The following is a 24,203-nucleotide window of genomic DNA, read 5'->3' as shown; positions in this document are numbered from 1 at the left end:
TTCCGTCACAAAGACCCACGAACTAGGTGCAGACCATGAACACCGCGCAACAAATTGCCGACTGGCTGGTCAGCCAGGGAATCGAGCAGGTGTTTGCCGTGACTGGGGGCGGTTCGATGTTTCTCAATCATGCCCTGGCCAGCCACCCGGGCCTGCAATGCACCTTCATGCACCACGAACAGGCCTGCGCCATGGCGGCCGAGGGATACGCCCGGATTTCCGGAAAGCCGGCAGTAGTCAACGTCACTACCGGACCCGGCGGCATCAATGCACTGAACGGCGTCTACGGCGCGTTTACCGATTCCGTTCCGATGCTGGTGCTCTCGGGTCAGGTCAAGCGTGAAACCTGCCTGGACTTCGTTGCGGTACCCGGCTTGCGCCAGCTTGGCGACCAGGAAGGACCGGCGATCCACATGGCACGCCACGTCACGAAGTTCGCCGAAATAGCCCGCAGTGCGGAAGAACTCACCTCGCTGGTGCCGCAAGCGCTCGCCACCGCGTGCGGGGGGCGACCGGGGCCGGCGTGGATAGATATTCCACTCGATGTGCAATCGGCGAAAACCCCGCTCAGTTTCATCGAACTCCCCTCTCCCGAAACTCAGGATGAGGATCTCGCGGTGCCATGCGCCCAAATCCTCGATCGACTGGCCAAGGCTCACCGCCCGGTCATTCTCGCCGGCAGCGGCGTTCGCATCGGCGACGCCGCCAAGGCCCTGCTTGCCTTCGCTGAAGCGCATGGCATTCCGGTTGCCACGGCATGGAGCCACGACCTGATCCCCAGCGACCATCACCTGTTTGCAGGCCGTCCGGGCACCATCGGCACGCGTGGCGGAAATTTCTGCCTGCAAGCGGCCGACGTCGTACTGGTCGTCGGCTCGCGACTCAACATCCGTCAGGTCAGCTACAACTGGAAAAGCTTCGCCAAGAATGCGTTCGTCGCTCAGATCGACATCGATCCGGCTGAGTTGGCCAAGCCATTCGTCCGGCCGCAACTGACCGTGCGCGCCGATGCCAGGAATTTCCTTACCGAACTCACTGAGCGGGCCAGTAAGCGGACACTTCCCGACTACTCGCCCTGGGCACGGTGGTGTCGTGCCATCCGAACCCGCTATCCGGTCTTGCAGGCAGCGCAAAAGCAGTCGCCCAAGCTCAATCCCTATTTCGTAGTCGACCACGTCTTTGGCCAGTTGCGCGACACCGACATCATCGTTTGCGGCAATGCCGCCGCCTGCATCGTGCCGTTCCAGACCGAGCGCTTGCGGGCCGGGCAGCGCATGTTCAGCAATTCCGGCGCTGCCTCGATGGGACATGATCTTCCCGCTGCGCTTGGCGCAGCCATGGCAGACCGTACACGACGGGTGATCTGCTTTGCCGGCGACGGCAGCCTGCAGATGAATGTGCAGGAACTGCAGACCCTGAAGACCAGCGGCGCCAATGTAATCGTCCTGGTCCTGGCCAACAATGGCTACTTGTCGATCCGCCAGACGCACGAGAACTTTTTCGGCAGCATAGTCGGCGCAACTCCCGAATCCGGCGTCGATCTCCCCGACTATGCCACACTGGCGGCCGCCTATGGCATCCCCGCGACGCGCCTGTCTTCTCACCAAGATCTGCCGCGCCTGAACGAAAGGTTGGCGCGGAATGGCCCAGCGCTGGTGCACATCGACGTCGACCCGGCACAGAACTTCGAGCCGCGGCTGAAATCCCGGATCGCCACCGACGGAAACTTCCTGACTCCGGAACTGGATGACATGTTTCCATTCCTGCCGGCCGAGGAGCTGGCCGCGGTGCGTGCCGAAGCCGCCGCAATTAGAGCCAGGCAACGATTTGTCGCAACTGCCGAGGGAGCCGGCGATTAGCGTCCACCTGGAAACGGCTGCTGCGGCGATGGACGTGGCGCGGAAAAGCGGCATCACCATTTTTGGTGCGGGCAACTTTGCGCGATCCCTGGTGCGGGCGCTTCAATCAGCCGGGATTCGCGTTGCGGCGATGGTTGTCACCGCGCCGCAAGCCGACCGCTGTGACGGCATTCCGGTGATCGCTCTGGCATCGCTTGACGAGCGCATCAGGCAATTACCCATGTGGATAGGCGTCTTCAACCGGGAAGCCACCTCCGACTATGCCGCACTGGTAGCCATGTGCAACGCCGCCGGGGTGCCCACCTTGCTGGCGCCACCGCAATATTTCGACAGTGTCGCCAAAACCATGGGTTGGCGTTATTGGCTGACCGAACGAAGCAATTACGACCTGCACCGAGCAGCTCTCGATCAGGCGATCGAGGCCATGGCCGACAGCCGGAGCAGGCAGCAGCTTTCCGCAACGATTGCATTTCGCCTTGGCGGCGCGCCCAGCGCGGTTCCGCAGCCCGACACCGAATTCCAGTACTTCCCCGATTTCATGACATCCGGCATGACGAAGCAAGGAACCTACGTCGACGGCGGCGCCTATGACGGGGACACAATCCGCCAAGCAGCCCGTTATCTCGAGCCCGAGCAGGCAGTTGCGTTCGAACCCGACCCGGAAAACTTCGCCAGACTGGCCGCCTCGGTGGCATCGCTGCCGTTTCCGGTGACCTGTTTTCCCAGCGGCCTCTCCGACGTAACACGGTCCCTCCCAGCTTCGATCGGACGCGGGGACGCCAGTTCAATCGGCCATGGCGGCGAAGACCTGATGCAGGTCGTGCGTCTCGACGAGTGCCTGCCGAACGTACCGATCCACTATCTCAAGCTCGATGTCGAGGGGCACGAATTGGCCGTCCTGGCCGGAGCCGAGAAGTGCTTGCGGCGCTACCGTCCGCGCCTGGCGATTGCCGGCTATCACCGCTGGGACGACCTGTGGCGCATTCCGCGCCTCATCCGGCAATTGGAACTCGATTACCGGATCGCTTACCGTATACACGCCCACAATACTTTCGAGAGCGTCTTCTACGCCTACTGAAGCCCATGAAACTGGTCAGCGTCGTTACCGCCTGCTTCAATGAGGAAGACAATGTCGAGGAGCTCCACCGGCGCATCCGTGCCCAGTTCGAGCAAATGCCTCGCTACCGCTACGAGCACATCTTCATCGACAACGCGTCGACTGACGGAACCGTCGCCAGGATCAAGGCCCTCGCGGCGATCGATCCCTGCGTAAAGCTGATCGTCAACTCCCGGAACTTCGGCCATATCCGCTCGCCCATGCATGGCGTGCTGCAAGCCAGGGGCGACGCGATCATCTATTTGGCAGCCGATTTGCAGGATCCGCCGGAACTGATTCAGCAGTTCGTCGGTCGCTGGGAGGAAGGTTACCGGGTCGTGGCCGGCGTCAAACCCACGTCGCAGGAAACGTTTCTCTTCGCGCTTGCGCGCCGGTTGTTCTATCGGACCATTGGCAGCATCTCGGACATCAAGCTGATTCCAAATTTCACGGGATTTGGTCTCTACGACCGAACGGTGATCGACATCATTCGCCAGATCGACGACCCCTACCCTTACTTCCGCGGACTGATAGCAGAACTGGGATTCGAGTATGCCGTAATTCCTTTCGAGCAACCACGGCGGGTTCGCGGGCTTACCAAAAACAACTTCTACACCCTCTACGACATTGCAATGCTCGGGATAACCAGCCATTCGAAGTTGCCGGTACGTCTGGCGGCCATGGCAGGCTTCACGCTGGCAGTTCTCAGCTTGCTCACCTCCATGGTGTATCTGGTACTGAAACTGCTCTATTGGGATTCCTTCGCACTGGGTACCGCGCCGATTCTGATCAGCCTTTTCTTTTTTGCCGCCGTCCAGCTGTTTTTTATTGGCATAATCGGCGAGTACGTGGCGGCCATTCACACGCAGGTAATGAAAAGGCCCTTGGTCACGGAAAAAGAGCGTGTCAATTTCGATGGCCCGGCTTGACCATTCCCGCCTTCAACAAATATCCGGTGCATGACCGGCTCCCCGCATATGAACAAAATCTTTGAAGATCTTTTCGTTCTCGAACTTGCAAACAATCACTGGGGCAGGCTCGAGCGCGGGCTGAAGATCGTCAATGATTTCGCGCAAGTGGCGAAATTCAACAATGTTCGTGCCGCAATCAAATTGCAGTTTCGCGACGTGGACAACTTCGTTCACGTCGATTTCAAGGGCACGCAGGACGTCCGTTATATCAGCAAGACGGAAGCGACACGGATGTCGAAGGCCGACCTTCGTACCCTGATTGTCCGCATCCGCGAACAGGGTTGCATTCCCATGGCAACGCCGTTCGACGAGACATCGGTGGACTTCTGCGAGGAACTCGACCTGCCGATCATAAAAATCGCCAGCTCCGACCTCAACGACTGGTTCCTGATCGAGCGCATCGCCCTCGCCAAGCGTCCGGTGATTGTTTCCACCGGGGGTTCCTCGCTCAAGGATCTCGACGACCTGGTTAAGTTCTTCGCCAATCGCAGCATTCCGCTGGCAATCAATCATTGCGTCTCGATCTATCCGAGCGAGGACGGCGAGCTGGAACTCCACCAGATCGACTACTTGCGCCAGCGCTATCCGAACAATGTCATCGGTTTTTCAACGCACGAGTACCATGACTGGCACTCGTCAATGCTTCTGTCCTACGCCAAGGGCGCCCGCACCTGGGAAAGGCACATCGATATCGAGGAAGATGACGTTCCCGTGTCGCCATACTGTTCCCTGCCGCACCAGATCGACGCCTGGTTCAAGGCCTATCACAAGGCGGTCGAGATGTGCGGTGGCGAGGCAACCACCAAGCGCGTGCCAAAGCCCAAGGAAGTGGCTTACCTCGACGCGCTGGTGCGCGGCGTTTACGCCAAGCGCGACCTGCCAGTCGGCTACGAGATCCACCACCGCAACCTGAACCGCGACTTCTATCTAGCGATTCCCTTGCTCAAGGGTCAGCTTTCCTGCCGGGAGATCCTTAACGGCCAGCAACTCGTCGCCCCGGTTCAGCACAACAAGCCGCTGATGATCGATGACATCGACAGCCCGTACGCCCGCAACGAAACCCTCCGCGATCTGTACTACGAACGCGGACTGTAATGCGACCGCATGGCGTGGTCGCCCCGTCATGAACGAACAGACCCGATTTCTGCTGGTAGGTGCCTACAACACGGCCTTCGGCTACGTGGCGTTTGTGGTGCTTTACCAGTATCTGCATGAATTCCTGCACTATCTGGTGATTGCGACGATTTCTCACGCCATCGCGGTCAGCAACTCTTTCTTCATGCAGCGCCGCCTGGTTTTCCGGGACTCCGGGCCGATCGGACCGGCCTTCCTGCGTTTCAATCTCGCTACGGCGAGTTCCTTGATCCTGGGTCTCGCGGGTATGGCGCTGCTGGTCGATGGTGCCGGTGTTCCCCCTTTGATCAGCCAGGCGGTGGTCACCATGGTTTCCGTGGTCGTCATGTACCTGGCGCATAGAAACTATACCTTTCGCCGTACCGACAAATGACCGCCCGTGGTGCAGCACTCGACCAGCCTTTACCCGTCACGCTGGTACCCGCGCAGCGGAAAATCTCGCGGATCACCCGCCAAGGCCGGAAAGCCATTGCAGGAATCAAGATCCTGACTTGCGGCACCGGTTTGAGTCAAGGGCTCCCCTCCCGGATAGGCCGTTCCAGGCTTGCTCACCACGCCAATCATCCCTGGAACTCAGCGCGACAGCCATGAAGGCGCTGCGACGACCCGGCACTCTTCTGCCCCGCCTGTTCTATTTGCTTCTCTCATTGTGGGTAGCGCTCCTTCTGCTGCGAGGATCGTCATGGATTGCCGACACCGAGCGAGTACCGGACTTCAAGGGGCCCTTCACGCAGGGCGGCCCGCGCCAGCTTGGAGTACTGCCGACGCGGATGAGCCCTGGGGACAAACTGGATATTTCGATGGAATTCCGCATTGACCAGAAACTGCTGGAGCGCATGTCCGACGAGGGTCGACAATATGCCGGGCTGTTTCAGACGGCCAGCGGCGAACAAGGGTTCCGCATAGAGATGGGGCTGTCGCGCACGCAATACAACAACTGGGGCATCTCCATTGCCGGTCAGCACTTCGACCTGGGGCGTATTCCCGCTACCGACCGATGGCACAAGCTGAGGCTGGTTGCAGCGAGTCGCTCCGCTACGCTGACCATCGATGGCATACGGCTCATCCATCTCGACCGTTACCCGGACAAGGTCCGACTCGACGTAATTCGCGCCGGTTATGGCTTTTCGCCCGATCGGCTTTTCCCCGGCCAGATACGGGATTTTTCGATCAGCCTGACGCCGTACGATGCGCTGACCGACAAAGCCCAGAAAGTGGTTGCCACCCTGTTGGCAACGGTGCTCCTGCTCTGGCTGATCGAAGCCGTCCGCATAGGTCTCAGGAATAGCCGAAACCCGTTCGACTCCGTTCCTGTCAGGTGGCTGTCGGCGTTGGCATATCTGGGCTGCTTCTTCTGGCTCAAGAGTCACTACACGACCGAAACTGGTCAAGAGTTGCTGACTGACATTGCACTTGCTGCCGTGTTGATGGCGAGTATCCTGGCAGCACTGGATCTCCCGCCCCGCCGGCGCGTTCGACAAGTCATCGTCAGCATTGCGATAGGCTTGAACTACTGCACATATGCCTTGCTGATGGCCGGCGCAACCTATCTGCGGGGCCGAGCAGAAGGCACGGAGAGCGGCCTCACGTTCGACGAGATTGGCGTGTTGCACCAATCGAACATAGCCGAGGCCCTGGAATTCTTCCTGAGCAGTTTTTCTCTATCCGAAAATGCGGGAATTCTGCTCTTTCCGATTCTGCCGTCGCTCGCACTGTATCTCCTCACCCGCATCCGCTTTCCGCAATGGGGCACCACCAGTTCTGCCCTGGTCGGAGTTTCGGGACTTGTTGCCGGCCCCTTTCTGCTCTCGACGGACAGCGGCATTGCGGCGACGATTTATGGCGGCTGGCAAAGCTATGCCGACGTCGAGCGCAACTTCTCCACCTATCGTCAATTGCGATCGAAATCGTCAACGATTGAAGCAACAAAACCTGAAACGGGCGAAACCTATGTGTTGGTGATCGGCGAATCTGCCAACCGCAACCATTTTTCGGCTTATGGCTACTTTCGACCCACCACACCCTGGCTGGATCAGCAACGCAAGAGTCAAGACGGCATTTTCTTCGAAAATGCTTATGCCAGCTACGTGCATACTGTCCCGGCACTCATGCAGGCCCTTACTGCCGCCAATCAGTACACGCGGGAAAGCAGTCTTTCAAGCCCGACACTGATCGAGGTCTTCCGCGCCGCCGGATTTCACACCATCTGGCTCAGCGAGCAAACCATGAGTTGGGCCGACACGCCATTGCATACCCTGGCTGCCGAAGCATCCCAGATAGTTCAAGTGAGGTCTCCGGGGAAAATCGTGCCAAAGTTTCGCGAAACTCTGCAATCCCTAGACCGGACCAAGAACAATTTGATCATCGTGCACATGATGGGATCGCATGCGGACTACCGCAACCGCTATCCGCTCGACTATGCATCCAGTTTCTCACGTGCGCCAGAAGACCTTGGTGATCACGCCCATGCAAGCGAGTTTCTCGACAGGCTTCTCGACCCCTATGACCTGTCGATCCACTATACCGACCATCAACTGGCCGAAATGGAAGCCGCACTGAGCGCCGCGAAGCTCGGCAAATATGCATTTATCTTTGTCGCGGATCACGGCGAGGATGTTTTCGGCCAGCGCTTCCACAATGCGGCGAACTTCAGTTTTTCGATGACGCACATCCCGCTATTCATGCGATTTTCCACTGACTGGGTCGAGCAAAATCGCATGAAGCACAGCCAGTTGCAACAGCATCGGAGCAGTATTTTCACGCTTGATCTCCTTTACGACACAATGGTCGGCCTGGCAGGGATCCGGACTCAAGCGTCCTCCGCCGGATTCGACCTCAGCCACCCGCGCTACATGTTGAACGAGCAAAGCGCCCTTACCATGCGCCCGCCCCCGGATTCACTCTCCGGGGTTTATGCCAACGTCGGCGAGCGATCGATTCGGGATGACCCGCGATGGATTGCCCAAGGCAACATGCGCTTTCTCAATCGGAAATTTCCGGGGCGGTTTCTTGCCAATTGGGCCGACAGCCTGGCGCGTGCCAGCGAAGCCGACGCTCTTGAATTTGAGGGACTCGAGGTCAATGTGGGCGTACCCTCGATGCACATCGGCCACTACCCTGAAATCGTTCATGCCCGCACGCTGGAGCAGTATCTTGCCTTGCCCGTGGTGCGCAACAAGCAAAGGCTGTGGCTCGACCTCAAGCTTGAATCCGGGCGCTCCGTGAGCGAGTCGCTGGCGGCCATGGAATCGCTCGACGGACTATACAGTTTGAAGGCTCGCGCCATCATCGAATCGCCTGAGCGCGGTCTGGCTGCATTCGCCGCGCGCGGCTGGCACACCAGTTATTACTTCATTCCCGAAAGGTGGCCTGGCTGCCTCAACGACGAGAATTCGCGCCGCCAATGCGCCGCGGACTTGGCGCTTGTCGTAAAAGAGCAGAAGCTTGGCGCCGTAAGCTTCGATACCCGCTACTACTCGTTCATCGACCGCTATGTCGCGCCGCTGCTACCTCCGATGGTGGCCTTTCACACGTTTGGCGCCGATCTGCCATCGATCTTCGCGCCGGATTTCCGCGAGAAGCTTCTGGCGCGCAGCGAAGTGCGGGATCGACGAATCAAGACAATCCTGCTGGAGGGATCGCAAACATTCCATGAGGGAAGGAAAGCCTCCCAGATTCCAGGCGATGACATTGCCATGGCTTTTTGATTCACACTTTTTGCGTCCCACCTCAGATGACCACTGCCCGCGCTCAACCGCATTCAGACAGTCAAGACCCGTCCTTGCATCCACGCATTTTCCTCGGCATGTTGCTTGCCGTCGGCGTGCTGACGGCAGCAAACCTGCTTTTTCACGGCATGCACTTCGGCATGGACCTGTATCGCGGACGCTGGTGCGAGGACGCCTATCTATTCCTTCCCGGCCCGCTGTTTCATGCCGAGGACAGGTTCATGGACTATTTCAACATGCAGCGTTTCATGCCCGTGCAAGGGCAGACCTCGGCATTGCCGCCCAGCCTGATCCTGCTCTATGGCGTCGCCAGCCTGATCACCCGTGCGACGTCGCCGGGCGTTTCGATCGTGATTTTCTCGCTGTTCCAGTTCGGTTTGTTCGCCTATTCAATCGCCAGGCTGATGGGCAATCTGCCCGGTGCAGTGTCTGGTTGGAGCATGACGATACGGATCGCATTCGCCCTGGCCCTGTGCCTGCTTTCATATCCGGTCATCATTGCCATCGATCGCGGCAATTTTGCGCTGACGGTATGCAGCATGATTGCTCTTGGAATCGCGGCTCACCTTCGCGGCGAGCGCTGGCAAGCCGCCGCATGGATCGGAATCGCCGCAGCACTTCGCATCACGCCACTTGTATTCGCCGCCATGTACCTCGGCAAAAAGGACTTCCGCTACCTGCTCACCGCGGTTGTTGTGGCCATGAGTGCCACAGGCATTGCCATCCTCCCAGCCTCCCTGATATTCGAGGGCTATTCGCTGCAGACCTGGCTTGACGGATTCGACGGTCACAGCTTCATGTACACGACCTGGCCCAACGGACTCGGCTGGAGTTCGTCGCTTTACAATCTGGTGAGGTTCATCAGGTACCTGGACGGCATCCCGCTTGACACGATCCTCGAGTCCGCCTACAAGGCGGAGCGACTCTATTCGATGGTCTGTGCCGGTCTGTTGGGCCTGCTGGCATGGAAGCTTCGCCGCGCCGACGCCATAACCGGCTTCACTTTGCTTTCCCTGGCCTTTGTTGCGCTGCCCCATGTCACTGGCGACTACTATCTGGCCACTTTGATCGCACCACTCGTGATGATCGCCGGCCAGAGCCGGATCGACTACCCGTCGCTAACCCTGCTGATCCTGCTGCTGGTTCCAAAGGACTATTTCTATTACTACTTCCACATCCACAAATTCAGCGACATCAAGGTCCACGACTTCGCCGAATATGTTGACCTGCTCATCACCGGATACAAACCGTCGAGCATACAGTCACTCGTCATCAATCCGGTATTGTTGATCTGGCTGGGCGTGCGAATGTACCTCAAGCCTCCGACAGACAGCGCTCAGACATAGCAGGCGCAGCATGAAGTCATCCTCCGACCTTACGTCAGCAGGCCCGCCGTACGAAACCGCCGGGAGCCACGCCGCCATCGGCGCGCAGCATCTCGATGGCGGCCGCCTTGAAGAGGCGGAAGCCAGTTACCGCAAGGCACTGGAGATCGATCCGGACTTTGCCGACGCCCATTTCAAGCTGGGCAATATCGCGACGAAGCGCCGGGCACCGGCAGCCGCGGAAGCTGCCTATCGGCGTGCCGTCAGCGCCGACTTCTGCCACTTCAAGGCCCTGTACAACCTCGGCAACCTGCTCCGGCTGCAAGCGCGCCTCGGGGAGGCGGAGTCCTGCTATCGGCGCGTGATCGAGATCGAACCTGGCTACATCGATGCGCACGTCAATCTCGGCGTCACCCTCCAGGATCTGGGACACCATGCCGAGGCAGAGGCCAGCTACCGTGCTGCCTTGCAACTCGAGCCAAACGACGCCGAGACGCTCAGCAACCTCAGCGTCGTGCTCAAGGATCAGGAACGGCACGGCGAGGCGGAAGAGTGCTGCCGTCGGGCGCTGCAGCTGGCGCCGCGCAATGCGCTGGCCTGGAACAACCTCGGCATCATCCTGAAGGAACAGGGGCTTCTGGCCGAAGCCGAAGCAAGCTATCGCAAGGCGCTGGAACTGGCGCCGAACTATGCCGAAGCACTGAACAATCTGGGTGTCACGCTCAAGGCGCAGGGACGTCTCGCCGAAGCTGAAGAGGCGCTTCGCCGGGCGATCGGGATCAGGCCGACCTACGCCAATGCCTGCAACAATCTCGGTGCCACCCTGTCGCTGCTGGGACGGCATGCCGAAGCGGAAGCGCTATATCGACAGGTATTGGAGTTTGACGCGAAGAACGCGCAGACCTGGAACAGCCTGGGAGGCGCGCTGGCCGGCCAGGGGTGCCCGGATGAGGCGATCGCCGGCTTTCGCCGGGCCCTTGAAATCGATCCGAATCTGCTTGCAGCGCATAGCAATCTGCTATTCACCCTGAACTACGGCGGCAGGCACGACAGTTCCTTCCTGGTCCAGGAAGCGCGCCGGTATGGCCGGGCCATCAGCCGCAGCGTGACGTCCAGATACACGACCTGGGCATCTCCGGCGGCACCCCAGTTCCTTCGCATCGGTCTGGTATCGGCCGATCTCAGAAATCACCCGGTCGGATTCTTTCTCGAAAGTTTGCTGGCGCATATCGACAAGTCACGCATCGAGCTGACCGCCTATCCGACCGGACGCACGGAAGATGCGGTGACGGCGCGCATGCGCAAGCATTTTGCGGCTTGGAAGCCGATCGCCGATCTGAGCGACGAATCCGCAGCGCAACTGATCCACTCCGATGGAATCCACATCCTGATCGACCTTGCCGGACACACCACCGACAACCGGCTGCCCGTGTTCGGCTGGAAACCCGCGCCCGTGCAAGCCACCTGGCTGGGCTACTTTGCCACCACGGGCGTCGCCGAAATCGATTACCTTCTGGCCACCAGCAACGAGATTCCGGACACACATCGCGCCCGATTCACCGAATCGATCTGGTACCTGCCCGACACCAGGCTGTGTTTCAGCGTACCGCAGTCCAGCATTCCCGTTACCGGACTGCCCGCGCTGCGCAATGGCCGGATAAGCTTCGGCTGCTTCCAGAATCTGTCGAAGGTGGGCGACGAGGTGCTCGACACATGGGCGCAAATTCTCGCGGCCCTGCCGGATGCACGACTGCGCTTCCAATGTCCGCAGCTTGCTACGCCAGGCTCGCGGCAACAGCTGGCTGCGCGCCTGCAGCAACGCGGCATAGCTCCGGGGCGAGTGACTATGCTCGGCGCGGTCGACCGGGAATCCTATCTGGCGGCGCATGCCGAGGTGGATGTGATTCTTGACACCTTTCCCTACCCGGGCGGCACGACAACCTGCGAGGCCTTGTGGATGGGCGTGCCGACCCTGACCCTGGCCGGCGAAAGCATGCTGGAACGCCAGGGCGCCAGCTTTCTCACCATCGCCGGGCTGACGGACTGGATAGCATCCAGCCGGACCGAGTACGTCGAAAAAGCACTTGCCGCCGCCAGGGACCTGGAGTCGCTGGCCCATCTGCGCTCGATCCTGCGCCAACAGGTGCTGGCTTCCCCACTGTTCGATGCGCCGCGCTTCGCCCGCAACCTGGAACAGGCGCTGTGGCAGATGTGGCAAGGGAATTTGCCAAACCATCGCGCCGAGAACGGCACTTGAATACGGCGAACCGCCATGACTGGACTCGTCACCCGATCGACGGCCTGACGGTCCTTGCCTTCGCCTACATCGCCTTGCCCAACCTGATCTTCCTGTTCGGCTGGTTGCGCTGGCCGGTCGCGATGGTACTGTGCGCCGCTCTGCTGCACCTGCTGTTTCGGGCGCTGGCGGTACGACCGATTGCCTGGCGCTGGAAATACTCTCGCGCCGCCACGCTTGTGCTTCTCGCTACCGCAGCCGCCTGGGCAGCATTTGGCGGCGGCAGCCACTTCATGTATGCCAACCCCGACTGGGATGTTCGCGATGCCGTACTCGGCGATCTGATATTCGCCGATTGGCCGGTGCACTATCTGTCGGCTGACGGCGCCCGGCTCGTCCTCCGTTCGGCAATCGGCTATTTTCTGCCACCGGCGACGTTTGGCCGCATTTTCGGCACTGAGCATGTCGATATCGCGGTCTACCTCTGGACCGCGACGGGAGTGCTGGTCTTTCTCGCGCTGCTGCCTTTGCCACGGCATGTCGGCTGGCGCCTGGCATTGAGCTTGTGGCTTGCAGTGTTTTTCAGCGGCATGGATTTCGTCGGCCAATTGATCGCCACCGAGTCACTACCGCAATTTCCGCTCAGACTTGAGTGGTGGGTTCCGCTGAGCTACCCGTCGCTGACCAACCAGCTTCTTTGGGCGCCCAATCACAGCCTGCCGCTATGGATAGGCACCCTGCTCGTCTTGCGCCATCTGCACAGCCCGGATTTCCTGCGCATGGCTGCGGCATTGCTGCCGCTGACCCTGATATGGACGCCGTTCGCCGCGCTAGGGCTGGCGCCGTTCTGCCTGCTTGGCGCCGTCAAGGCCGTCCGCCAGTCCGGCTGGCGCTGCATTCCCTATGACTCGGTGGTTTCGGCCGCGATTTTCTCCGCACCCCTGATCATGTTCCTGCTGCTGGATTCCGGGCGGATACATGCCGGCATCGCCACCAATGTAGCCGATGGGGTACCCAGTTACACGCTGCAGGCGGCGTCCCTGCATTCCTATCTATTGTTCATCACCTGCGAATTCCTCTTCCTGGCCCTGGTACTGGCCCCGCATGTTCGACAATCGCGGGATGTCTTCGGCCTTGCGCTGCTGATTCTTGTCAGTCTGCCCCTGCTCCGCTTCGGCCCTTCCAATGATGTGCTGCTGCGACTGTGCGCGCCGCCACTAATCGTTTTGCTGGTGGTCTGCCTGCAGACCCTGCTCGATCCCGGTCGCCAGCAGACCCGATCGACACTGCTGCTAGCCTGGCTGTTCATCGCCATTGGTGCGCATACCGCCTTCAACGAGCTCTGGCGTGCCGCCACCTACGCTCGAGCGCCAGCGGACTACCGGCACACCCTGGCTGAGAAGCAGAACGGGCGGCCTGCGGCGCACTATGCGGCACAGCTCGGCACATCGGCCGCAGGCATATGGCTCAAGCCCCTGGCCAGGCCCGCCAGCGACACCCAACGAAATCCTTAGGCGCGCCGCGTCAGTCAGGCGGTCGGGAACCCGCCTCAGCCGCGGCGCGCGGCTTCCGCCGTCAAGCGCCCTCTGTGGATGCTCAGGTAAATTTCCTCGAGCGCACGAACGAATCGCTTCGTGTCGAACAGGGGCGCGCTGTCGCGATCGGCCAGCAGACGGCGCTTCAGATGCCCCAGACGTTCGGGTTGATGGCAAAGGTCGACACACAACTGAAGGTACTCGGGCATCGAGCGGGTGATGCACTCCGGCAAATGCGCGGCGGTCAGCAGACTCGCTCCTACCCGTCCGGCAAAACTGTGGCCGAGCAGGCTGATCATGGGCACCCCCGCCCAGAGGACGTCCAGGCCGGATGAGTGCGAGTTGTAGGGCCAGGGATCCAGCGCCAGGTCAGCCAGCTGCAGGCGTGCCAGATGATCCGACCGGGACGCCACGCGCCGCGCAAAGACTATCCGCTCGGGCGAAACGCCGCGTGCCGAGGCCTCGGCGAGGAGGTTCGCCGCAGTTCCGTCGGCAGGCTTGCTCAACCAGAGGATGCTGCCCGGAGTGGCCTTGAGGATGCTGCACCAGACATTGAATACCTGCGGATTGAACTTGTAGCAGTTGTTCATCGAACAGAAGACAAACCCGTCCTCCGGCAGTCCCGCCGCGGCGCGTCCGGGCGCCGCCGGTACCCCGGTCGTCGTGTCGAATGGCAGGTAACAGTTCGGCAGTTGCAGTATTCGTTCGCTGTAAGCCGCCGCCTGCGCAAAGGGAGTCACGACAGGATCGCCAAGCACGAAATCGGCAAGCCGCGGATCCGCCATGGTCCCGGCGTAGCCGAGCCAATTGACCTGGGTTGGCGCAGGCCGCAATGCCAGCATGGCGGCGCGATTGCCGCTGGTCCATCCCTGCAGATCGATCAGGACATCGATCCGGTCGCCGGCAATTCTTTCCGCGCCCGACTCGATGCCCAGAGCGGTGATATCGACGAAGTGGTCGAATGCCCTGCTCAATCGCTGCCGTATCTGGCTGCCGTCATCCGCCGACATCGAATAGCCGAAGACTTCAAAACCCGACCTGTCGTGGAGTTCGACAAGCTGCGGAATGACATGGCCGACCGGATGCTCCCGAAAGTCATAGGACAGGTAGCCGATGCGGACTCGCCTGTCGCTGCCTTCGTCGGCGGCGCGATGGACTGTCGGGAAACCATCGCCTCTGCCAAGGTCCGGTGCCACCGTCGCCGCCGCATGGCAGGCCGCGATCCGCCTCAGTTCGAGTTCGGTCACGCCCGGCACGGACAGGGCATGGAAGGGCGCCAGAGCGGGGCGCTCGAACTGCGCGGTCATTTGCCGCAGGCGCAGGATATTCTCGTCCAGCGCTCCCCAGCGGCAGGTGCGCAGGGACAGGATGATCAGCGCGCCGAGATTGAAGCAGCTGGCAGGATCGGCATCGGCGAGCACGGTGAAGCAAGAAAACGCCTCTTCGTTCATGTCGGCATTCAGCAGGGTGCCCGCCAGCAGATTGATCGCCTCGTCGTAATCGCCCGGATGCAGTTCGATCGCCTTCAGCAGGCAAGGCACAGCCTCCTTCCACTGGCTGGTATGGCAGTAGGCGGCGCCCTTGTTTTTCCATACCTCTGCGTCGCCGGGGGCCAGTTCCAGGGCACGATCGAAGGCCTCGATCGCCCTGTCGGAGCGCAACAGGGCCGACAGCACAATGCCGAGGTTGTTGTGCAGTTCGGCATCCTTGTCCGCGACGCCGAGCGCCTGCTCAAGAAGGGGCAGCGCCTCGTCATAGCGCTGCAGTCCGATCAGGGCAAAGGTAAGCGATTTGAGGACGTAAGGATGGCCCGGCAGAATTCGCTGCAGTTCGCGCGCTGACCTCTCGACTTCAGCATGCCGCCCTTGCTCGACCAGCCTGGCAAGGGGCTTGAGCACGTCGGGAAACGCGGTCTTGCGTCGATTCGAAATCGCCGCAAGTTGCCTGTTTCTATTTTTCAACTGACGCGGCCCCTGCCGCTGCGGGCGCATTGGCCGACGTGCCCAGATACCGCAGGAAGACTCCTTCCAGGGTCATCGTCGGGCGAATCTCGAGCACCGTGTGCCGGGCCTCGCGCAAGGCGTCGAGCACAGACCACAACTGATCGCGACGCACGTCGATCCGCCAGCGGCCCTGAGTTTCGGCGACAGATCCCGGCAGGGCAAGGCTGCCGGAAGAACGGACCGTCAGCGTCTGCTCATCCTGCAGGAGATCGGCGGGGGATTGCACCGTCATCAACCGTCCCTGGTGGATCAGGCCGAAACGGTCGGCCAGGCGCTCAATGTCGTGCAACACATGCGAAGTCAGAAAGATGGTGCCGCCGGAATTGCGGAATTCGCCGAGGATATCGACGACTTCCTTGCGCCCGACCGGATCGAGCCCGGAAAGCGGCTCATCCAGAATCAGCAACCGCGGCTTGATTGCCATGGCATGTGCCACGGCAACCCGTTGCACCATGCCCTTGGAAAAGCTCCTGATGCGCTTGTTTGCCACGCCGGCCAGCGAAAAGCGCTCCAACCAGCCCATGCAGTGAGCCTTGACGGCGGGCAAACTGACGCCGTGCAACGACATGCCCATCAGCAGGAATTCGAGCGGGGTGAGGTAGTCGTAGAGACTGGGGTTTTCCGGCACATAGCCCAATCCCAGGCGTGCCCGGTGATCATGAACATCCAGGCCGAACATTTTCGCCTGGCCGGCGCTTGGCTTCAGCACTCCGGTGAGCAATTTGATCGTCGTGCTCTTCCCCGCACCGTTGGCGCCGATGAAGCCGAACACTTCGCCTTGCGGAATTTCGAGCGAAAGGCCTTTTACTGCCTCGAAGGCCGGACTTGACCAAGTGCGCGGATAGGTCTTGCTCAAGCCGACGATGGAAATGGCGCTGCTCATTTTTTCAGGCTTTCCAGACCCACGGCGAGTCCCTTCTGATTCAGTCCATAGCCAATACCCAAGGGGTCGACAGGAATCTTCACCACGAATCCGTTCCGCCGCAAATCTTCGAGCGACTCCGGCGACTTGCCGTGGCGCAACTGGTACTCATTGGCGGCTTTGCGCAGCATCGCCAGATCGCGCAAACGCTGACTGCGCTTGTGAAGATAGGCGGCGAAATCCTTGCGCTTGGTCTGCGCCGCCATGGCATCGACAATCCGCGCGGCCATTTCCAGGTCCTGGCTGCGGGCGATCCATCGCGAAGCCAGGTCCTCCATCAACAATCTTTCGTCCGGATCGGGAAGGCGCAGAGCCGCTCGCCGTAACCATTCCGCCGCCCCCAACCCGTCGCCGAGAAAATGCACCAAGTAGAACCCATAGTAGAAGGGCGGCTGGTAGTCGTAGGGCCGGGCGTCCGTGGCCCGCCGCAGAATCGACTGGGTGGCTTCCATCTGGCCTTCCCAGGGCAGTATCGCCGCCGCGGTGTAGTAGTTGTCTTCGTGTGCGGGATTGAGCCATGAGGCATCCTCCTGCACCTTGGCCAGGACCCGGTAGTCCTCTGGCTTCATGCGGCTGGTCTCGGTCACCAGGGCGCGCACTGCAGCCCAGCTGGCGGCCAGATAGCGGTCGCCACCGGCCAGAACGACCTGCACGAACAGGGGCAGCGCCACCTCGATTTCCGCACCCGCGTTAACTCGCTTGATTTGCCCGAAACGGCTCTGTGCGAGGCTGAAAATCATCAGGCCCGTCAGAAGAAAAACCACCGGCAGGACGTGAAGGCGCCGCACCTGATGTCTCAAAAAAATTCGCGCCGACGAAAAATCATGACTGCCAGCGACATCAGAACGATCACATAACCCGTTGCCAGCAGTAGGCCGTTCGCGATCGCGCCTTCCCCCAGGGGCAGGCCGTACATCGGCCAGACTCGCCAGTCCAGGCGCGAAAGATCGGGAATCACCCAGCGAATGAAATCCATCAATGGCCCAAAGCGCGCCATGATCAGCGCATCGCCATCGGCTCCGCGCTCCAGGTAGTCGAGTACCGCACCCAGGCTCTTGCCGGCCACCGCAAACATCGCGCCGAGTGCCACCGGCAGCATCTGCACGGTGGACAGCGTCGAAATCAAGACAGCGAACGCGGCGACCACCACCGCATCGAGCCAGAAACCGCCTATCGTCGCCCAGTAGGCCCAGCCCAGATCGACCGAGCGCGCCTGCTCATACTCGCCGCCCGACAGCAAGGCCGAAACCCAGAGCAGCGTCCCGAGCAAGGCGGCGGCGACCGCCAACAGGCTGACGACACCGGCAAATCTGCCGACGACGTAGGCATCGCGCGAAACCGGATAGGAAAGGGCATACAACACCGTGCGGCGCTCCACCTCACGCCCCACCAGTTCCTGCACCCAGAACACGGCGAACAGCACGAGGCTGAAGCGCATGCCGGAAAAGCCGACATCGAGCGTGACGGTTTTCGGCTGGCGCGGGGAAAACGACGCTGCCAGGAAGGCAACGCCGACCAGCAGCGCCCCAAGGACCAGGATGAGCAGCACCGCCCGGCTGCGAAAGCCGGATCGAAGGGCGGACAGGCAGAATGACAGCATGAATGAAAGAAGCGCGCCGTAGCGCGCCCCTCTTAAGCTGGACTAGTACAGATCAGCTTGCGTCGCGCTTGGCAACCGATGCGGCATCCGTAATTTCCGTAGTCGAGCAACCGGTGGTTGCGCAGGTTCCGACAGCAGCGATGCCGCCGCCAGCCGTACCGCCGCCAAAATAGTTCTTGCCCTTCGACGAACCGGCGACCACACCCAGTGCCGTGCCGTTCTCCGAGTAGTTGCTGACCACGTTGGCCGAGCACTTGACGGTAAACGCCGTCTTGACAAACATGTTGGCAGTCGTGGTGACGCTGTAATTGCCGCCGGCGCCACCGGTACATGCGGCGGTGGCATTGGCCTGCGAGCTAATTGCGGAAGCTGCTATCGCAGCCAGAATCAAAGCTTTTTTCATAATAATAATCTCCTGGGTTATCCGAGTCCGAGTCTTACTGAATCGAGTTGGCAACAGCGGCGGTCAGCAGATTCTTGGCATCCGACTGAGCGGCCTTGTCCTCACCCTTCTTGGTGTACTCGCTGAACTGCGGAATCGCGATAGCCGCCAGAATTCCGATGATGGCGACAACAATCATCAACTCGATGAGCGTAAAGCCCTTCTGCAAGGTTTTCATTCAGTTCTCCTGATTAAGCAACGACACGTGTCGCTGCGAAAGCTTAAAGCAAGACCCAAGCCACCCCACGGAGACCAACCAGCACGCGATACAAGCAGCAGGGGAGGAAGTCTTGCCCATCCGATTCCCGCTTGGCAGCGGCAAAGTGACAAAAAACGGCACATGGCTGACGCAACTCGGCAGTGCCAACGGATTAATGAACAATTTCGGGAAGCTTGCGAGGACTATTTCCACATCGGATCCCGATCGCCATCGGGCTTATGCCACGGCTAAAGATCTGATTCGGCGATTGCCCGCGTGAGGAGGTTTCTGGCATCCGATTGCGCCGCCTTGTCCTCGCTTTTCTTCGTGTAGTCGCTGAACCGTGGCAGTGCAATGGCCGCAAGGATTCCGATGATCGCCACAACGATCATCAGTTCGATCAGCGTGAATCCGCCGTTCCCCCTCGGCAAGCTCATATAAGAATCCCGTTCAGTGCATCAAACAAGCTGTTTACTCATCAAGCAATTTTCAATCCATCGGCCGATGCCAATGCCCTGCCGCGCCTCAGCACAGCCGAAGTATCTGCGGCAATCCGGCTGCTGTCCAATACCCCGGATTCTGGTGCTCGTGTTCCGGGTTCAGGTAATGGATCAACTCGGGCAATTCCCGTCCCTGCCTGGCGCATTCCAGGATTAGTCGACGATTGATCGCGGGGGATGAAAACGGACTGTTGCATAACCATTCAAGACGCTCCAGCGCGCCGCTCTGAAAACGCGACGAATGACTTCGGCTCAACTCGAATTGCTCGCTCGCAGCCGCGACGAACCACTCCGATTCCCTGCCCTCGGGCGACAGCCGCTCATAGCGTTCGCACGGCGGATAGAAAGGCTGATCGATCTCCACCCCGGTTGCGCTGACCAGCTTTTTGAGAATGCCCACGGCGATGTCGCGCTGGCCCATATCCGTTGCCACTCGAGCCAATGTCGCGAGGCCTGCGGGTGTCTCGGTTTTCCGGCAATAACCGCTCAGCAGTTGAAATGCAGTGTTCAATGCCGCATAGCGGCGAGCGCAGTCCAAGCCTGCGCTCCGGTATGCCGCATAGGCGACGAATGCCTCGCCAAACGGGCAATCGCAGATGTCGTCGATCGAGAATTCAAACGCGCGGGCGTATGGCTGCGACAATGCTGCCTGAAGTGCCGCCGCACGCTCCTCGTTGCTCAATGCGAACGCCACGGGAGCCTCGGCCAGGAAGCCGGATTCCATCAGTATCGCCGCCCGATCCGCCTTGGCGGCGAAAAGATTCAGTTCGTAGGAATCGATCTGCTCGTCACTTGCCATCGGTACAAGACAGCTCGCATCACCCAGCAACCGGTAGGTGCGATAGCCAAGTACCTCGAGAATCCAGCGTGTGGCATTGGATTGACCGCTCCCGTGCTTGACTTCATACATCACTAGCGGCGAGTGGCTGGAGAAAAAGCCTCGCCCGCCAGCGACAATTCGCTCCTCCTGACCTTCGGCATCGATCTTGATGAAATCGATCGACGGCCATTGGCATTCCCTCTCCTGAATGTCGAGCGTCGACACGCGAACACGTTCGCCATTCCCTTCAAGCGGGCGGCCAGCGCCCAGTGAATTCAGCTCACTTGAAGATCCATCCTGCAGCCAACCCTCCTTTTCTGCATCGGCAAGCGCACAGACCAGAATCTGCAGATTATCCAGTTTGTTCCGGTGGCGACTAGCCTCGAGATGCCCCCTGGCGTCGGAGCCAGGCTCGAACGCAAACACGCGACCGCCATTGCCAACGGCGCGGGCAATCGGAAGGCTGTAAACACCGACATTGGCCCCAATATCAATCACGTTCATCCCGGGTCGCAACCAGCGCGCAACAAAATCGACCTCCTTTTCGAACCACTTTTCCTGTTCCAGCAACACATAGGTCGTGATGGATCGCAGGGTATCCGGAACCGAGATCGAAATTCCATCCGCCATATTTACGACTATCGCGGTATCGGTATTGTTGCGAGCCTTACCTTCCTGCCTTGCATTCTGGCTGTCGCAGGATTGGTTCGATTTGGATTCCGCCTTCAAGGCACTCGCGTTTGAGCCCTCACCACGGGGCTTTTCGGCAATCATGTTCAGGCTGACAGCGACGCCGTTCACGTCCATTGCACTCATGTCATCGAACAAACCGAAACTCTCGACGCGCCGTATCGCAACGTATCCCGAATCGCCGAGAAACTGCGCAAGAAACTCCTGATTCAAGCCGACGACGTGATAATCATGCTCGTCGACATGCCCGCCGAAAATCATCCGCATGACGAAAAAGCGCTGCTCAACCGTCAGTTCGCTCTTTGCCAGGAGCAAACCCGCCAGAACATCGAGGTCAGGAACGCTGATCATCACTCGTCCGCCAGGCTCAAGGACGCGATGCCATTCCTTGAGCGTTTCCATCAATTCGTACTCGTAGTCGAAATGTTCGACAACGTGGGATGCGTATATCTCCGAAAATGTCCCATTGCTAAAGCGCGACAAGTCGTTCGCATTACCGACGTGATCGACGCAGGAAGCAGGGGTCACATTCAATATTTCCCAGCCTTCGGCTCTTGCCGTCCCGCCGATATGCAGCCGCCGGGGAGTGCCTAGCTCAACGCGCGCTTCGAGAGCCTCGGGCTGCCCTGTCTGAACGTCTGGCATCGAAACATCCTGGCCGCCATACGCTGCTACTTCATCTCCAGACCGGAGGCTGTACTCGGATTGACCAGGCAACTTCAGAAGCTCGGCGGCGTGCGCAGTGGGTGCATTTTTGAATGCAAAAGCCGTGATCTCTAAAAATCCATATCGGGTAAAAACATGAGAAAAACCGGCCGCATGCAGGACGTCCAGCAGGGACTTTTCGGTGAACCCGGTCTTGTGCGCGAAAAAGTCGTTGCCACTGCGTTCAATTTCTCGACCATAGCCATAGATGACATCGCGAACCGTGATCGGGCCAGCGTTGGACTGATACAGGGTGTCAGTGATATCCAGACCCTGTTCCACCACCACGCGCATGAGCACTACAATATCCGGAATCCGAACAAACACGAAGCCGTCATCCTTGAGTACATGCTGAAATCCGGCCAACACCCGGGCGACATCATGCTGGTAGTAGTGTTCCAGATTATGCGAACAATAGACTGAATCGAAGGAGGCCGCCGGCAGGCGGTCAAGTTCCCGCGCATCGCAAAGCACGTCCGGATTGCATCCTGGGTCAATATCCAGCAGGACGTTGTCCCAGCCGGCGTATTCTGGCGGCAGGGGAATCTCCCGCGAGTTTCCACCGACGTTCAAGACTCTTCGTGCTGTCATATAAGCCGTAGTGAGTTCAACGTCAAACTGCAGTTTTTATTGCAAGCATGGCGAGTAGATTGCGTACGATTTGGATCTGCTGGAGCTTTCCACATCTTGGTCGATATCGGCACAGCGGGAAACGACTGGATCGCAAACGGCCGTGCAACACTTTTGGAAAGCTCCGGAATCCGTCAAAGACCAATTACCACCCTGTTGGAGCAGAGCACTGCGCAGTCAGCTTGCCACCAGCACCGCCTCATCCACCGCATCAATCTGTCCCGCATCGAGAAACTGCTCGGCATATCGCCGATAAACTCCCTGCTTGACAAAAACATCGAACAGATCGGGGTCGATATGGCCGCCCTTCTTGAAGTTGGCCATGATGCCCATCGCCTGCGACAGCTTCATACCGTGCTTGTAAGGCCGGTCGCGGGCGGTCAGAGCCTCGAAGATATCGGCGATGCCCATCATTCTGGCCTGGACCGACATCTGCTCGCGGGTCAGTCCCTTGGGGTAGCCTTTGCCGTCCATGCGTTCGTGATGGCCGCCAGCGTACTCGGGTACGCGGGTCAGGTGTTTCGGCCACGGCAGTTGTTCAAGCATTTTGATGGTGGCGACGATGTGGTGGTTGATGACGTCGCGCTCCTTCAGCGTCAGCGTGCCGGCACGGATGGTCAGGTTGACGACTTCGTCGGCGGTGAGGAACTCGGTTTCGACGGCATCGACATTACGCCACTTATGGCCGCTGCCGATGTCGCGCACGCGCTGCAGGTCCTCGTCCTTCATGGCCTCGCCACCGACATTGGCCTTGCGCAGGAACTCCCGGTCCGCGTCAAGGGCGCGGACTTCGTCCTGATAGGCGTGCCAGATACGGTCTTCCGCCGCGGGATTCACGTTTTCGCGAAGGGCCAGCTGCTTGCGCAGCGCATCCAGTTCCGCATCGCGCTTGAGCACTTCGAAGCGGGTGTCGATCAGTTGGATGCGATCGAAGAGGGTTTGCAGCTTGGTTGCCTTGTCCACCACGTGAACCGGCGTCGTCACCTTGCCGCAATCGTGCAGCAGGCCGGCGATCTTGAGCTCGTAGCGATCGCGCTCGTCCATCTTGAATGAAGCCAGGGGGCCTTCCTGCGTTGCGTCGGCCGCCTCGGCCAGCATCATGGTCAGGGCCGGCACGCGCTGGCAATGGCCGCCGGTATAAGGCGACTTCTCGTCGATCGCGAGGTTGATCAGTCTGATGAAGGCCTCGAACAGTTCTTCGAGCTGGGTGATCAGCAGGCGGTTGGTCAGGGCGATGGCGGCCTGGGAGGCGAGCGACTCGGCCAGGCTCTGGTCGGCGGATGAAAAAGTCGTAACCTCGTGTGTATGCGGATCGAGCGCGTTGATCAGTTGCAGCACGCCGATGATCTCGCCCTCATGATTCTTCATCGGCACCGTGAGGAAAGACTGTGATCGATAGCCGGTGCGCGCGTCGAAGCTACGTGTGCCGGAAAAATCGAAACCCGCCTCGGTATACGCATCGACGATGTTGACGGTCTTGTCGTGGATGGCGGCATAGGCAGCCACCATCGAATCATTCGACTCACCCCTGTCGTTGATCAGCGGCAAATTCGGGAAGTTGATGGCATTGCCGGTGGTGCCGCCCATCGCGATGTGCAGCGAGTCGGTACGCAGAATTTCGAAGCGCAGCGCGCGACCGTCTTCGGTTACGCGATAAAGCGTGCCACCATCGGCATGGGTGATTGTCTTGGCGGCAATCAGGATCGACTCAAGCAGCCGATTGATGTCGCGCTCCTTGGAGAGCGCGGCACCGATTGCATTCAGCTGTTCGAGACGACGAAACAGATCGGCGGAACTATCCATGCCCG

The 24,203-nt window shown here is 59.9% G+C and carries 16 protein-coding genes and 2 pseudogenes; 9 read left to right on the top strand and 9 right to left on the bottom strand.

Translation table 11 applies throughout. From position 1 onward, the window contains the following. Positions 1–35: 35 nt before the first annotated feature. From RMO95_RS12600 to RMO95_RS12560, 9 genes are all read left to right on the top strand, one after another. A complete protein-coding gene (locus RMO95_RS12600) occupies positions 36–1,859 on the top strand; it encodes a thiamine pyrophosphate-binding protein (RefSeq protein WP_310450983.1) in 1,824 nt (607 codons plus the stop codon). Next, positions 1,828–2,937 (top strand): FkbM family methyltransferase, encoded by a 1,110-nt coding sequence (locus RMO95_RS12595; RefSeq protein ID WP_310450982.1) that lies wholly within the window; start codon positions 1,828–1,830, stop codon positions 2,935–2,937. Before RMO95_RS12600 ends, RMO95_RS12595 begins: the two co-directional genes overlap by 32 nt. 5 nt (positions 2,938–2,942) lie before the next feature. Then, the gene (locus RMO95_RS12590; RefSeq protein ID WP_310450981.1) at positions 2,943–3,884 is read left to right on the top strand and encodes a glycosyltransferase family 2 protein; all 942 of its coding nucleotides are present in this window, start codon (positions 2,943–2,945) and stop codon (positions 3,882–3,884) included. A gap of 48 nt (positions 3,885–3,932) precedes the next feature. Continuing rightward, positions 3,933–5,021, top strand: coding sequence for an N-acetylneuraminate synthase family protein (locus RMO95_RS12585; RefSeq protein ID WP_310450980.1), 1,089 nt, complete (start codon positions 3,933–3,935; stop codon positions 5,019–5,021). 28 nt (positions 5,022–5,049) lie between these two features. Next, complete coding sequence (locus tag RMO95_RS12580) at positions 5,050–5,433, top strand: GtrA family protein (protein WP_310450979.1); 384 nt, start codon at positions 5,050–5,052, stop codon at positions 5,431–5,433. Positions 5,434–5,647: 214 nt separating this feature from the next. Further along, the gene (locus RMO95_RS12575; protein ID WP_310450978.1) at positions 5,648–8,767 is read left to right on the top strand and encodes a sulfatase-like hydrolase/transferase; all 3,120 of its coding nucleotides are present in this window, start codon (positions 5,648–5,650) and stop codon (positions 8,765–8,767) included. 74 nt (positions 8,768–8,841) lie between these two features. Beyond that, the gene (locus tag RMO95_RS12570) at positions 8,842–10,134 is read left to right on the top strand and encodes a glycosyltransferase family 87 protein (protein ID WP_310450977.1); all 1,293 of its coding nucleotides are present in this window, start codon (positions 8,842–8,844) and stop codon (positions 10,132–10,134) included. 10 nt (positions 10,135–10,144) lie between these two features. Continuing rightward, positions 10,145–12,370, top strand: a complete 2,226-nt coding sequence (locus RMO95_RS12565) for a tetratricopeptide repeat protein (RefSeq protein ID WP_310450976.1) — start codon at positions 10,145–10,147, stop codon at positions 12,368–12,370. Further along, on the top strand, positions 12,367–13,863 hold the full coding sequence (locus tag RMO95_RS12560; RefSeq protein WP_310450975.1) for a hypothetical protein: 1,497 nt from the start codon (positions 12,367–12,369) through the stop codon (positions 13,861–13,863). Before RMO95_RS12565 ends, RMO95_RS12560 begins: the two co-directional genes overlap by 4 nt. Before the next feature lie 35 nt (positions 13,864–13,898). Here the strand turns inward: RMO95_RS12560 and RMO95_RS12555 are convergent, their stop codons facing one another. From RMO95_RS12555 to RMO95_RS12515, 9 genes and pseudogenes are all read right to left on the bottom strand, one after another. Then, the gene (locus RMO95_RS12555; RefSeq protein WP_310450974.1) at positions 13,899–15,845 is read right to left on the bottom strand and encodes a tetratricopeptide repeat protein; all 1,947 of its coding nucleotides are present in this window, start codon (positions 15,843–15,845) and stop codon (positions 13,899–13,901) included. Continuing rightward, a complete protein-coding gene (locus RMO95_RS12550) occupies positions 15,835–16,770 on the bottom strand; it encodes an ABC transporter ATP-binding protein (protein WP_310450973.1) in 936 nt (311 codons plus the stop codon). The genes RMO95_RS12555 and RMO95_RS12550 overlap by 11 nt, the downstream gene beginning before the upstream one ends. Continuing rightward, positions 16,767–17,480: a hypothetical protein gene (locus RMO95_RS12545; protein WP_310450972.1), complete on the bottom strand. Its 714-nt coding sequence runs from the start codon at positions 17,478–17,480 to the stop codon at positions 16,767–16,769. Before RMO95_RS12545 ends, RMO95_RS12550 begins: the two co-directional genes overlap by 4 nt. 125 nt (positions 17,481–17,605) lie before the next feature. After that, positions 17,606–18,409, bottom strand: a complete 804-nt coding sequence (locus RMO95_RS12540; protein WP_409574960.1) for an ABC transporter permease subunit — start codon at positions 18,407–18,409, stop codon at positions 17,606–17,608. Positions 18,410–18,461: 52 nt separating this feature from the next. Beyond that, positions 18,462–18,812 carry a hypothetical protein gene (locus RMO95_RS12535; protein WP_310450970.1) on the bottom strand — a complete coding sequence of 117 codons (351 nt, stop codon included), beginning with the start codon at positions 18,810–18,812 and terminating at the stop codon, positions 18,462–18,464. Between the two features lie 120 nt (positions 18,813–18,932). Next, positions 18,933–19,029: pseudogene (locus RMO95_RS12530) on the bottom strand (prepilin-type N-terminal cleavage/methylation domain-containing protein); the annotation flags it as partial. Positions 19,030–19,393: 364 nt separating this feature from the next. Beyond that, a pseudogene (locus tag RMO95_RS12525) lies at positions 19,394–19,487 on the bottom strand (prepilin-type N-terminal cleavage/methylation domain-containing protein); the annotation flags it as partial. A gap of 88 nt (positions 19,488–19,575) precedes the next feature. Next, positions 19,576–22,338, bottom strand: a complete 2,763-nt coding sequence (locus RMO95_RS12520; RefSeq protein WP_310450969.1) for an FkbM family methyltransferase — start codon at positions 22,336–22,338, stop codon at positions 19,576–19,578. Positions 22,339–22,572: 234 nt separating this feature from the next. After that, the gene (locus RMO95_RS12515; protein WP_310450968.1) at positions 22,573–24,198 is read right to left on the bottom strand and encodes an HD domain-containing phosphohydrolase; all 1,626 of its coding nucleotides are present in this window, start codon (positions 24,196–24,198) and stop codon (positions 22,573–22,575) included. Between the last annotated feature and the right edge of the window lie 5 nt (positions 24,199–24,203).

Source organism: Sulfuritalea sp., from assembly GCF_031426875.1.
Lineage (GTDB): Bacteria > Pseudomonadota > Gammaproteobacteria > Burkholderiales > Rhodocyclaceae > Sulfuritalea.
The sequence above is the reverse complement of the archived record's forward strand: the minus strand, read 5'-3'. Positions and strand labels throughout refer to the sequence as shown.

Bases quoted from the DNA above. Each gene is read 5' to 3' on its own strand.
- RMO95_RS12600 (WP_310450983.1), top strand. From the start codon at position 36: ATGAACACCGCGCAACAAATTGCCGACTGGCTGGTCAGCCAGGGAATC.
- RMO95_RS12590 (WP_310450981.1), top strand. From the start codon at position 2,943: ATGAAACTGGTCAGCGTCGTTACCGCCTGCTTCAATGAGGAAGACAAT.
- RMO95_RS12585 (WP_310450980.1), top strand. From the start codon at position 3,933: ATGAACAAAATCTTTGAAGATCTTTTCGTTCTCGAACTTGCAAACAAT.
- RMO95_RS12580 (WP_310450979.1), top strand. From the start codon at position 5,050: ATGAACGAACAGACCCGATTTCTGCTGGTAGGTGCCTACAACACGGCC.
- RMO95_RS12575 (WP_310450978.1), top strand. From the start codon at position 5,648: ATGAAGGCGCTGCGACGACCCGGCACTCTTCTGCCCCGCCTGTTCTAT.
- RMO95_RS12565 (WP_310450976.1), top strand. From the start codon at position 10,145: ATGAAGTCATCCTCCGACCTTACGTCAGCAGGCCCGCCGTACGAAACC.
- RMO95_RS12550 (WP_310450973.1), bottom strand. From the start codon at position 16,770: ATGAGCAGCGCCATTTCCATCGTCGGCTTGAGCAAGACCTATCCGCGC.
- RMO95_RS12540 (WP_409574960.1), bottom strand. From the start codon at position 18,409: ATGCTGTCATTCTGCCTGTCCGCCCTTCGATCCGGCTTTCGCAGCCGG.
- RMO95_RS12535 (WP_310450970.1), bottom strand. From the start codon at position 18,812: ATGAAAAAAGCTTTGATTCTGGCTGCGATAGCAGCTTCCGCAATTAGC.
- RMO95_RS12515 (WP_310450968.1), bottom strand. From the start codon at position 24,198: ATGGATAGTTCCGCCGATCTGTTTCGTCGTCTCGAACAGCTGAATGCA.